The sequence below is a fragment of the Pseudomonas rosaeacicularis genome (assembly GCF_057128745.1).
Map to the genome: position 1 here is coordinate 24,369 of NZ_JBSKHT010000016.1, position 12,019 is coordinate 36,387.

Here is a 12,019-nt window from a genome sequence, read left to right on the forward strand (position 1 = left end):
CAACCATGGGCATCTATGAGTACCAATGTGAACAGTGCGGCGTGTTCGAAGAAAGGCGCGCTTTGGACGATCGTAATGACCCAGCTCATTGCGGAAAATGCGGCGCCGTTTGCTCAAGGATCCTCAATTTGCGGCCAACGTTGCTGACGCATCGCGTGGCGCCGTCAGATCCTGACACGCGAGTCGCCACAGCGCTCCACTCCAAGGGTTGTTCATGTTGTTGAAGATCTGAACGGGACGGCGGGTAAGGTGTACCTTCGCCCCGTTCTCATCAATGAGCGTTAATCAGGTTATGACAGGCTGCAATCGGCCGATTCTGTTGAAAAAGTAGATCTCCTGCTCGGCCTGCGGCAAAATCAGGTCATCGGCCAGCGGGAGGATTCGCAGCATGATGGGACAATTGTCGAGCAGACAAGAGAGACTGTTCTATTCGTTCAACATTGAAGATCACTTCCCAGCCAATCACCTCCTGCGCAGCATTGATCGATGCCTCGATCTAAGCGATCTGCGCCACTATCTCGCCGATTTTTATAGCCCGATCGGGCGACCTTCGATTGATCCCGAACTGATGATTCGCCTGTTGGTGTTGGGCTACTGCTACGGCATTCGCTCTGAACGTTGGGTGTGCGAAGAGGCTCATTTGAACCTGGCGTATCGCTGGTTCTGTCGTTTGAGCCTCGAAGACGAAGTCCCCAATCACTCTACGTTTTCCAAGAACCGCCACGGTCGTTTTCGCGAAAGCTCGCTGTTTCGCTGCTGTTCAACGAGGTGCTGCGTCGCTGCATGTTCGCAGGTCTGGTCAAGGGCGAAGGGTTTACGGTCGACGCCAGTGTCATCAAGGCAGGCGCCAGTCGGCAAAGAGGCGTACCCGGCAACGAAGAGGTCAACTGGAGCGATCCGTAGCTGAGTACTCGCGCCGTGCGTGAGTACCTCGAAGCGCTGGATGAAGAGGCGTTGGCCGAAGCAATGCCCAAGCGCCTGTCACTGACTGATCCACTTTCTCGTTGGACCGCAGCGCCAGGAGGCCCGGCGTTTTTCGCTTACTCGACGAACTATCTGATTGATGTCGAGCATGGCGTGATCGTGGATGTGGAGCCGACCCCATCTCATCGAACCGCCGAGGTCGAGAGCACCAAGACCATGATCGAGCGGGTCGAAGAACAGTTCGATATCAAGCCTGACCGGCTCATCGGCGATACCGCTTACGGAGCCGCACCGATGCTGGCCTGGATGGTCGACGAAAAAGACACCGAGCCACATGTGCCGGTTTGGGACAAAACCGAACGCAAGAACGACAGCCTCTCGATCAGCGATTTTCAATGGAGTGAAGAAGCGCAGGAATATCGTTGCCCCACGGGGCACGCCCTGCGTAGCGAGTGGCGGGGCTTCAAGAACCAGCGCTCACATGTCACGAAATCCGACACCATCATCTTTCGATCCCGGCAAATCGACTGTGCTACATGCTCAATGAAAGGGCGCTGCTGCCCGAACACTTCGTTTAGAAAAATCGCACGCAGCGTCCATGAAGCAGCGCGCGATGTTGCGCGGCGCATTGCAAAGACACCTCAATACGTGTGCTCTCGCCATCAACGCAAGAAGGTCGAAATGTTGTTCGCTCACCTCAAACGAATCCTGAAACTGGATCGGTTACGACTACGAGGAATGACCGGGGCGAACGACGAATTTACCTTGGCGGCTGCGGTACAGAATCTAAGAAGACTGGCGAAACTGACCTCTCAAGGGCCACCGACTACGAGATAGGTACGCCTGGAATCAGCAAGAACCTTCAAATCAACCCATCGACCGAGCTGCATCGATCAACGCAGAACCGAAAAGCTACGCAACGTGGTGAACAGGTTTTGAAGAGACGATCAATCTCGACATGTTCCAGTTTGAAAATCCGACTTTTTCAACAGAATCGGCCAATAGCGGTCATTGAGCGCACAGCGGGAACTCGTGAGCGCCACGAGTTTAGGCCACCGGTCTCACAAAACTCATCGGCGGTTCATTTCAATCCTGTCTCCACAACCCTATGCCCGGATTTCAGCCAGGCGCTCGCACATATCGCACCAATACGCAGCTGGTCTGATTGAGCAAGAACTCGAAATTCAGGTCGAGAAAGGTGTTTTAACTGTCGTCGGCTGAAAATGCGAAAACGAGACAGGGGTCACTTAACTGCACCAAGGCATTGCCCAAGGGGTTTTCCGATTATCGTTCCACTTAGCAGATCACATTGAAGTGCAAACCGCATACTTAGAGAACGGTTTGTTGAGTATCATCCTGATCCGCGTAGTGCCGGAGGAAGCGAAACCACGGCGTATTAATATAAGCGGCTCTCAGAAGCCCGATCCAAAGCCGGTTAGCTTGCAGTAAGCCAAAATGAGGCCTTCGACAAATCGCCCCATTTCGTTGGTCTGCTCGCCCTCGGTGCCAATGGTTTTGGCTAGCTAACGAGAGGTTCGTATTTTTGCGTCCAGGACTGGATCTGCTTGTCTGCTGCCTTCGGGCACAAGTTCGCGTTAGGCACTTATCCGCGTATGTAGCATGTGCATTGGAGGCGTCCGGCCAATACACATTGCCCGGTCTAGTCTAGATATGCCCAGCTATCGGCACCGTCGAAATGGCGAACGGGTGTTGTCACGATCATCGCGTTAGGGTAACGGCGGAAAACGGAGCGCCCGCCAAGCAGCACTTGTTGGCCTTCTAAAGCTTGCATGAAAATAGTGATGACGACGGGTACAAATCGACGACCGAAAACGATCCTGCCCTCAAAGAGGGCAGAACAAAAGTGAGGTTCGAGAGGGTTCCAAGGGTGGGTCTGGTAAGGCCGCGCGCATGCAGACTGCCTCGCGACTAAAAGATCACCGCGGGCAGCGCGCGAGGCGATTATCCAGCGGCCGTTTCGGAAACGGCCTGCGGGGATTGCGTGGCATCGCGATAGGCAAGGTATTGACGCTGTATCGCGATCTGGTCGGCCACGTACTTGGCATCGTGCCATACACCCCATATGAACGCTGAGCCACGACGCGACTGCCACGGCAGGCCGAGGAAATACACGCCGGCTTCAGTGGACACGCCGCGCTGGTGCTGCGGTTTGCCGTTGTCATCGAACGCATCGATTTTCAGCCAGCTGTAATCGGTGGTGAACCCCGTGGCCCAGATGATAGTGGTAACGCCAGCCTTGGCCAGGTCAAGTTCGAGCAGTGGCCGGGTCACGCATTCGGGGTCCGGAAAACTGTCGCGTGCCTGGGGCTCTGGCGGCAGGTCCAGACCATTGCGCTCGATATACGCGTCAGCCGCATCCAGCAGCGCCAGGTAGTTTTCATCGCCACGTGCAAGGTTATCGGCCAAGTCTGGCTGAAAAGTCACCACACCATCGGCGAAGGACCGGGTCAGCCCCACTAGGTTCATCCCGCGATGCGCCAGGCCGCGAAAATCCACCGTGCGACCGCCGTGGGCACCGCTGACAGCGATGGTGACGTGTTCCCTCCCCGGCTTCATCACGGTGGCATCCCACTCACCCAGCACGCCCAGCCACCAGCAGAAATCGCGGTTGCGGTAGGCACGTGGCGGACGGTCATGCTGCCCGACCGACAGGTAGACCTGGCGACCGGCACGCAGCAACTCATCGGCGATCTGCACCCCGGATGAACCAGCGCCTACTACCAACACGGCGCCCTCGGGCAGCTGTTGCGGATTGCGGTATTGCGCGGAGTGAATCTGAGTGAGCCCCTCATCTTTCGGGGCAATCGACGGGATCACCGGTTGCTGGAACGGGCCGGTGGCAACCACGATACGGCAGGCGTCGATCACGCCTTGCGAAGTTTCAACGTTAAAACCCGGCCGCCCGACATTGCGCTCAACCTTCCTCACCTCCACGCCGGTGCGGATCGGCGCGTTGAATTTCCTGGCGTAGGCTTCAAAATAGTCGGCCACCTGTTCTTTCGGTGCAAAGCCGTCGGCGCTCAGGTTGTCGAACTCAAGGCCGGGAAAGCGATCGTGCCAGGCTGGGCCATTGGCAACCAGCGAGTCCCACCGCCCAGAGCGCCAGGCTTCTGCGATACGGTTGCGCTCAAGGACCAGATGAGGCACGCCGAGTTTGCTCAGATGCTCACTCATGGCGACGCCTGCCTGGCCCGCGCCAACGATGAGCGTATCTATTTCCAGCTTTCCAACTGACATGTCTGTGTCCTTCCCAGAGGCAATTCGCTGCATTCTGTTCAGATACACGGCAGAGCGAAATTATGTTTTTTGTCGTCGCAAAGCAGGAAAAAACTAGGGCTGGTATCAAAGGTCCCGCGCGACGGGTCTATCTCCTGGCTTGGGGGGCGCCCGTCAGATCGGACTGACTCCCCCCTGGAGCATGCCGTGGCACATCAGCGTCAGGAAACTGCGCATATGCCGGGCATGGGCTTCACGGTCCGGCATTGTCTCGGTCGCCAGCCGTATGAACGCTATGTTGGCGTACTGGTTAAACACGGTGGCGGCGACGTCCATGTCAACAGACGCGTCCAGAGCGCCCTGCTGTTGAAAGTGCAGCAGTAGCGCCTTGGTTTCTTCGATGACCGCGACATTCCAAGGCTGCAGCTTCTGCGCCAGTTCGCCGGTGAACAGATACGGCGCCAGCTCCCGCCAGAGCGCAGCGGGCATCGCGCGCAGTTGGTAGGTGGTCATGAGCCCTTCTAATTCACACAACGCCTGCACTGGATCGCGGGTCTCGCCCAGCCGCGAGCGCGCGTCGCGCATGGCCTGTTCGTCAGGCTGCTTGAGCAGGGCCAGGAGAATTTCCTGCTTGCCACCGAAGTAATTCACTACCGTAGGCGCTGAGACGCCAGCCATGCTGGCAATCTGCTCCAGAGTGGTGGATTCAAAGCCGACGGTTTTGAACAATTCCAGCGCGGCGTCGGCAATCATCTGCCGCCGCTGTTCTTTTTGCCTTTCTCTGAGTCCGGTCATTTCGCCTCGTCATTACGCACAGCCATCGCAGGTAAGCCCTACGGGCCCTTCCAGGCAAGCGGCATTGGCGTGCAGCTTACGGACAATTATTTGCAACGAAAAATGTTTTCTTTACAAAAATATTTTTAGCTGGCAACAATTATTCATCCCGGATCTGTTCCGGTCCCCGTTCCGGACCAGATGAGCGCTAACCCTTGGCCGCTGTGCACCGGCTGCGCGCTCATACAGGAGAAAATCATGTCCCCAGAATTCAGCCCTGCCCGTACGACCCTCGAGTACCAGGCCAGCGACGCCGCCCATCACATTCACGCGTTCGTGGACCAGAAGTCGCTTAACGAAGAAGGCCCACGGGTGATGGTCAAGGGTGACCGATTGGCGTTGTGGGATAACGACGGCAATCGCTATCTTGACGGGATGTCGGGCCTGTGGTGTACCAACCTCGGTTACGGACGCAAGGATCTGGCGGCCGCCGCCAGCGTTCAACTGGAGCAGCTGCCCTACTACAACATGTTCTTCCACACTACCCACCCGGCGGTGATCGAGCTGTCGGAGCTGCTGTTCAGTTTGTTGCCCGATCACTACAGCCATGCCATCTACACCAACTCCGGCTCCGAAGCCAACGAGGTGTTGATCCGCACGGTGCGCAAGTTCTGGCAGGTCATGGGCCAGCCGGAAAAGAAGATAATGATCGGCCGCTGGAACGGCTATCACGGCTCGACCCTGGCAGCGACGGCGCTGGGCGGCATGAAGTTCATGCACGACATGGGCGGGACCATTCCTGACGTGGCGCACATCGATGAACCCTATTGGTACGCTCACGAGGGTGATCTCACCCCCGAGGCGTTCGGCTTGCGGGCGGCGCGCCAGCTGGAGCAAAAGATTCTGGAACTGGGCGCCGACAAGGTCGCAGCGTTTGTCGCCGAACCGTTCCAGGGCGCAGGCGGAATGATCATCGCGCCTGACACCTACTGGCCGGAAATCCAGCGCATCTGCCGCCAATACGACGTGCTGTTGTGCGCCGACGAAGTCATCGGCGGGTTCGGCAGGACCGGCGAGTGGTTCGCCCACCAGACGTTCGGTTTCGAGCCGGACACCTTGTCCATCGCCAAAGGCCTTACCTCCGGTTACATCCCCATGGGCGGCCTGATCCTGTCACGACGCATGGCCCAAGCGCTGGTGGAAAGAGGCGGCGTGTTTGCCCACGGTCTCACCTACTCAGGGCATCCGGTGGCCGCCGCTGTGGCGATCGCCAACCTGAAGGCGTTGCGCGACGAGGGCGTGGTGACCCAGGTCGGCAACGACACGGGGCCTTACCTGCAACAGTGCCTGCGCGAGCTGTTTACCGACCATCCATTGGTAGGTGAAGTGCAAGGTGTGGGGCTGGTGGCGGCACTGCAGTTCTCCGAAAACAAGGCCACCCGCAAACGGTTCGTCAACGAGAACGACATAGCCTGGCGCTGCCGGACCATCGGCTTCGAAGAAGGCGTCATTATTCGCTCCACCCTGGGCCGGATGATCATGGCGCCAGCTCTGGTCGCCACCCGGATAGAGCTAGACGAGCTGATCGACAAGACCCGCATCGCCGTGGACCGCACCGCGCGGGAATACGGAAGGCTTTAACCGACGACGGGCCGGCTTCGACAGGTCTAACCATTTTTTACATAACCAAGCACCACAAAAAACCTCGTTTCGTCCACCGGCGGGCATCGACAGAATGACCTCATGTCCAACCGAACCGAGGAAACCCGGATGAGCCAGCCAACCCACACCCGCATTCGCATGTTCAACACCAAAGAGACCTATCCGAACCAGTCGCTGGACAACGACCTCTGCCAGGCCGTTCGCGCCGGCAACACGGTGTATGTTCGCGGTCAGATCGGCACTGATTTTGAAGGCAAACTGGTGGGCCTGGGCGACGCTCGCGCCCAGGCCGAACAGGCGATGAAGAACGTGAAGCAGCTGCTTGAAGAAGCTGGCAGCGACCTGAGCCATATCGTCAAGACCACCACCTACCTGATCGACCCTCGTTACCGGGAACCGGTCTATCAGGAAGTCGGTAAATGGCTTAAGGGCGTGTTCCCTATTTCCACCGGCTTGATTATTTCCGGTCTGGGGCAACCTGAGTGGTTGATGGAGATCGATGTGATCGCCGTCATTCCGGACGCTGTCAATTCCTGATCAGGACTAACCCATCATGACGTTTTCCATCGTTGGCCGTTGCGCCGAAACCGGGCAGTTGGGCATTGCCATCAGCTCCTCCAGCATTGCCGTGGGCGCCCGTTGTCCCTGGCTGCGTCCAGGTGTCGGCGCGGTGTCCACGCAAAACATCACCCTGCCTGCACTGGGGCCGCACGTACTTGACCACCTCGAGAGCGGGCTGGCGCCTGATCAGGCGCTGGACAAGGCACTGACCAGCAACGGTTACAGTCAATTCCGCCAGATCACGGCAATCGATCACATGGGCCGGACCGCACACTTCAGCGGCAGTGAAACCCTGGGCACCCATAACGCGCTCGCAGGCGAACAATGTGTCGGCGCTGGTAACATGCTCGCCGACCGTTCAGTGGTCGAAACCCTGGTGCGCACCTTCGAAAACAGCGGCGGGCAGCTGGCCGATCGTTTGCTGGCCGCGATGCAGGCTGCGATGGCTGCGGGTGGTGAGGCAGGTCCGGTACACTCCGCCGCGCTGGTTGTGGTGGGAGAGTTGACCTGGCCCATCGTTGATCTGCGGGTCGACTGGGCAGATGACGACCCCATTGGTAAGCTCGCCCAACTGTGGACGGACTACAGCCCGCAGATGCAGGATTACATCGTACGCGCCCTGGACCCAACAAAGGCGCCCAGCTATGGCGTGCCGGGGGATGAATGAATGAGCAGCAGCCGCGACCTGCTGGCCGCCCTTATCGGCTTCGACACCACCAGTCGCGAGTCAAATATGCACCTGATCGAATTCGTGCGTGATTACTTGGCGCAATGGGACGTGCCCTGTGAGCTGATCTTCAACGACGACCGCTCCAAGGCCAACCTGTTCGCCACGCTCGGTCCGGACGATCGCCCCGGGATCGTTCTGTCCGGCCATACCGATGTGGTGCCGGTGGACGGCCAGCCGTGGACCACCCCACCGTTCGAACTGACCGAGCGCGACGGCAAGCTGTACGGGCGTGGCACCGCGGATATGAAAGGCTACATCGCCTGCGTGCTGGCCGCCGTTCCCCGATTGTTATCCGCACCGTTGCGGATGCCCCTGCATATCGCCCTGTCGTACGACGAAGAGGTTGGCTGCCTGGGCGTGCGTTCCATGCTGGCCGAACTTGAGCACCGTGCGCACAAACCGCTGCTGTGCATCATTGGCGAACCCACCGAACTCAAACCGGTGCTCGGCCACAAGGGCAAACTGGCGATGCGCTGCGACGTGCACGGCGCGGCCTGTCATTCGGCTTACGCGCCCCAGGGTGTCAACGCGATCGAGTACGCGGCCGAGTTGATCGGTGAGCTGGGGCGCATCGGCTCGAAACTGCGCGCCCCGGAACTGCACGATGCGCGCTTCGACCCGCCCTTTTCTACCGTACAGACTGGCGTGATAAGCGGCGGCAAAGTGCTGAACATCGTGCCGGCCGACTGCCGTTTCGATTTCGAAGTGAGGGCTCTGCCAGCGCAGAATGCAAGAGAAGTGGCCGAGCAACTGCAACGCTATGCTCAGCAGGAAGTGTTGCCGCGGATGCTTGCCGTGAATGCCGACAGTGCCATCCGATTTTCAGAATTGTCAGCCTATCCGGGCCTGGCCACCGACAGCCAGGGCGAGGCTGCGCGCTTGATTGCGCAGTTCTGTGGCTCCAGCGAATTCACCACCGTGGCCTTCGGCACCGAAGGCGGGCTATTCGACGCTATCGGTATTGCCACAGTGGTCTGCGGTCCGGGCAGCATGGATCAGGGTCACAAGCCTGATGAGTTTGTCAGCATCGAGCAACTGGCCGCCTGCGACGCGATGCTCGACCGCATCGCGCAATCCCTGCAAAGCTGAACACACTTATCCGGATCAGGCGTCCGTCTTGGGCGCCAGCACTTCACGGCAGTGGTCTACAAACAGTTGCGCCGGCTTGGTCAGTTGTGAACGGCGCAGCCAAGCCGCCGACAACCCGGAGCCGGTGACCTGCTCGGCCAACGGCACGCACACCAGCTTCTGCCCGTCGTAGGTAAATTCCGAATGCGGCCGGGTGACCAGGATCGAAAAACCGAACCCGCGCCCGACCATGCCCCGCACCATCTCAATGGACGGCGAGCTGAACTGGATATTCGGGGTCAGTCCGCGCTCCTCGAAGATGCTCACGAAATAGGTCCGGCTAGGTTGCACGTCCAGCAGCACCATGGGTTCAAGCACCAGATCATTGAGCGATACCTTGGCCTGGTGCGCGAAGCGATGGCCTTCGGGGAGTAGAGCATAGGGTTGCTGCGGCGCCATCAACGGGGCGGTGTCGATGGTGCTGTCCAAGTCATGCTCGTACAGCATCGCCAGATCAATGCTTCCCGACGTCAGCGCCTGGACCAGTTCTTGCTGCTCGCCATCGCGAATCCTGATTTCCACGCCCGGCCAGCGCTCCCGAAAACCTGCAATCAAACGCGGCAGATACAACGGCGCGACGGTTTCGAAGCAGCCGATGTCGATTTGCCCGGAGACCACATCGTTGTCGGCCAGAGCGTTCTGCTCAAACTCGTGGGCCACCCGCAACAGCTCCTGCGCCTTGCGATAAAACCGCGCGCCGCTGGGCGTCAGAGACACACCCTGAGCGTGGTGGCGAATGAATAGCTGCACGCCGAAGCTTTCTTCCAGATGCTTGATGGCCGTGGAAACCGAAGGTTGCGCGATGTATAGCTTGCGAGAAGCCTCGGCCACACTGCCGCACTCGACCGTGGTCACGAAATATTTCAGTTGTCGCAGGTTGTAAGCCGCCATGGGTTCCTCAGGAGTCATGAATCGATGCATCAAAACAGGGCGCAACGATGAAGTGTTTCGTGGGTTCGCAGGGTAGTCGATCGGGCTCTGAACCGCGATCATCACCGCTCAGGCGTTCGATTCTGCCGCCAGGACCCCGCCCTGCGAAACCAGCAATTTCATGGCGCTTGATGCTAAAAACATTGCGCCGGTTTATTGCAGCCCACTTCTCTGCGCCGGACACAAAACACTGTAGGAGCTGCCGAGCCCCAGCGTGGCTGCGAAGGGTTGTGTCAGTCAAAATCCCGATCGCAGCCTCGCACGGGCTCGGCAGCTCCTACAGGATTGGCGGCTAGCCCCCTTACATGGGAGCGGACCTTTCCGCGAAGGGGGTGGCATGAGCGATGAATTTCTGGCGGCAAGCAGGCAGTCTTTGTGGACAGGTCCGCTCCCACCGGTTTCGCATTCAACCCACCCCCTGCAGCGCGTTTCTATCGCACCAAAACAGCGCACGACTAATGAGTTTTTTTATCGCGTACGAACACATTTTTACTCATTTCGTATGCCGTGCCACTTGCTCCACTATCGGTCCATTGACCGTGGACATAGCCACGGCGGGGCTACTTTGGAGTGTGCAGTGAACGACCTGAACAGCTGGCAGAACCTGGCGAAAAAGCAGCCTTTCATCGATGCCGCGCATATTGGCGGACAGGCTCATTACGCCCAGGACGGCAGCACCTTTGCAGTCATTAACCCGGCCACCAATAGTCTCCTGGCCCGAGTCGCGGCCTGCTCGGACGCCGATGTCGATGTGGCGGTAAGAGTGGCGCGTCACGCTTTTGAGAACGGCCCTTGGGCGCGCATGGCACCTCGGGAACGCAAAGTCATCCTTCTGCGTCTGTCGGAGCTGATTCTTGCCCATCGCGAAGAACTGGCGCTGCTGGATTCGCTGAGCATGGGCAAACCGGTAATGGATGCGTACATGATCGACGTACCTGGCGCTGCCCAAGTGTTCGCTTGGTATGCCGAAAGCCTGGACAAATTGTACGACCAGGTCGCTCCGACCGGCCGTGATGTCCTGGCCACGATCACGCGAGTACCGCTGGGGGTGATTGCCGCGGTGGTGCCATGGAATTTCCCTCTGGACATGGCGGCATGGAAGCTTGCCCCAGCCTTGGCAGCGGGCAACAGCGTGGTCCTCAAACCGGCCGAGCAGTCACCGTTTTCCGCTTTGCGCCTGGCACAACTAGCTCTGGAAGCAGGCGTTCCGGATGGCGTACTCAACGTGGTTACGGGTCTGGGCGAGCAAGCAGGACGCGCGTTGGGCTTGCACCCGGACGTCGATGCTCTGGCCTTCACCGGCTCCACCGAAGTGGGCAAGTACTTCATGCAGTACTCGGCGCAGTCCAACCTCAAGCAGGTCTGGCTAGAGTGCGGCGGCAAGAGTCCGAATCTGGTCTTCGACGACTGTCAGGACCTTGACCTTGCGGCGGAAAAAGCAGCGTTCGGGATCTTTTTCAATCAGGGCGAAGTGTGCTCCGCTAACTCACGACTGTTGGTGCAGCGCTCTATTCACGATGAATTCGTCGAGCGCCTGATCGAGAAAACCCGTGACTGGCAGCCCGGTGATCCCTTGGACCCCAATAGCAAAATGGGCGCCATCGTCGATGCCCGTCAGGCCGAGCGCGTGATGGGTTATATCGCCGAAGCCAACGCTAGCGGAGCACGCCTGGTGGCGGGGGGTGAGCGCCTGCGAATCAATGGCTCCGACAACTTCATCCAGCCCACGCTGTTCACCCACGTCCAGCCCGGGATGCGCCTGTCTCGCGAGGAAGTCTTCGGCCCGGTGCTGGCGATCACCGCGTTCGACGACGAAGATCAAGCGGTGAAAATGGCCAACGACCACATCTATGGCCTGGCGGCCTCGCTATGGACCGACGATCTCAATCGCGCGCACCGTGTGGCGGGCCGCTTGAACGCAGGTACCGTGTCGGTCAACACCGTTGATGCGCTCGACGTGAGCGTGCCATTCGGGGGCGGCAAGCAGTCAGGTTTCGGCCGTGACTTGTCGTTGCATTCGTTCGACAAGTACACCCAGCTCAAAACCACTTGGTTTCAATTGCGCTAAACAGC

General features: G+C 59.0%; 9 protein-coding genes and 2 pseudogenes. 8 read left to right on the forward strand and 3 right to left on the reverse strand.

The window, feature by feature from the left end; all coding sequences use genetic code 11:
* Nucleotides 1-5 precede the first annotated feature (5 nt).
* The 3 genes and pseudogenes from ACWKWM_RS20505 to ACWKWM_RS20515 all read left to right on the forward strand — a co-directional run.
* Nucleotides 6-224, forward strand: a complete 219-nt coding sequence (locus ACWKWM_RS20505) for an FmdB family zinc ribbon protein (protein WP_483847888.1) — start codon at nt 6-8, stop codon at nt 222-224.
* Nucleotides 225-388: 164 nt separating this feature from the next.
* A pseudogene (locus ACWKWM_RS20510) lies at nt 389-1,761 on the forward strand (transposase).
* Between the two features lie 315 nt (nt 1,762-2,076).
* A pseudogene (locus ACWKWM_RS20515) lies at nt 2,077-2,373 on the forward strand (Hsp20 family protein); the annotation flags it as partial.
* Nucleotides 2,374-2,886: 513 nt separating this feature from the next.
* Here ACWKWM_RS20515 and ACWKWM_RS20520 read toward each other — a convergent pair.
* On the reverse strand, nt 2,887-4,182 hold the full coding sequence (locus tag ACWKWM_RS20520; RefSeq protein WP_483847889.1) for a flavin-containing monooxygenase: 1,296 nt from the start codon (nt 4,180-4,182) through the stop codon (nt 2,887-2,889).
* Nucleotides 4,183-4,335: 153 nt separating this feature from the next.
* Nucleotides 4,336-4,956 carry a TetR/AcrR family transcriptional regulator gene (locus ACWKWM_RS20525; RefSeq protein ID WP_483847890.1) on the reverse strand — a complete coding sequence of 207 codons (621 nt, stop codon included), beginning with the start codon at nt 4,954-4,956 and terminating at the stop codon, nt 4,336-4,338.
* 237 nt (nt 4,957-5,193) lie between these two features.
* On the opposite strand from ACWKWM_RS20525, the gene ACWKWM_RS20530 reads away from it, so the two are divergent.
* The 4 genes from ACWKWM_RS20530 to argE all read left to right on the forward strand — a co-directional run bounded on the left by ACWKWM_RS20530 (nt 5,194) and on the right by argE (nt 8,977).
* Complete coding sequence (locus ACWKWM_RS20530; protein ID WP_483847891.1) at nt 5,194-6,576, forward strand: aspartate aminotransferase family protein; 1,383 nt, start codon at nt 5,194-5,196, stop codon at nt 6,574-6,576.
* 129 nt (nt 6,577-6,705) lie between these two features.
* Nucleotides 6,706-7,134 carry a RidA family protein gene (locus ACWKWM_RS20535; RefSeq protein ID WP_483847892.1) on the forward strand — a complete coding sequence of 143 codons (429 nt, stop codon included), beginning with the start codon at nt 6,706-6,708 and terminating at the stop codon, nt 7,132-7,134.
* A 16-nt stretch (nt 7,135-7,150) separates the two neighbouring features.
* Nucleotides 7,151-7,825, forward strand: coding sequence for a DUF1028 domain-containing protein (locus ACWKWM_RS20540; protein WP_483847893.1), 675 nt, complete (start codon nt 7,151-7,153; stop codon nt 7,823-7,825).
* Entirely contained in the window at nt 7,826-8,977 is a 1,152-nt protein-coding gene (gene argE / locus ACWKWM_RS20545) for an acetylornithine deacetylase (protein ID WP_483847894.1), read from the forward strand. It abuts the gene before it with no gap.
* A gap of 15 nt (nt 8,978-8,992) precedes the next feature.
* On the opposite strand, the gene ACWKWM_RS20550 is transcribed toward argE, so the two are convergent.
* Complete coding sequence (locus tag ACWKWM_RS20550; protein ID WP_483847895.1) at nt 8,993-9,907, reverse strand: LysR family transcriptional regulator; 915 nt, start codon at nt 9,905-9,907, stop codon at nt 8,993-8,995.
* 616 nt (nt 9,908-10,523) lie between these two features.
* On the opposite strand from ACWKWM_RS20550, the gene ACWKWM_RS20555 reads away from it, so the two are divergent.
* Complete coding sequence (locus tag ACWKWM_RS20555; protein ID WP_483847896.1) at nt 10,524-12,014, forward strand: aldehyde dehydrogenase; 1,491 nt, start codon at nt 10,524-10,526, stop codon at nt 12,012-12,014.
* Nucleotides 12,015-12,019 lie beyond the last annotated feature (5 nt).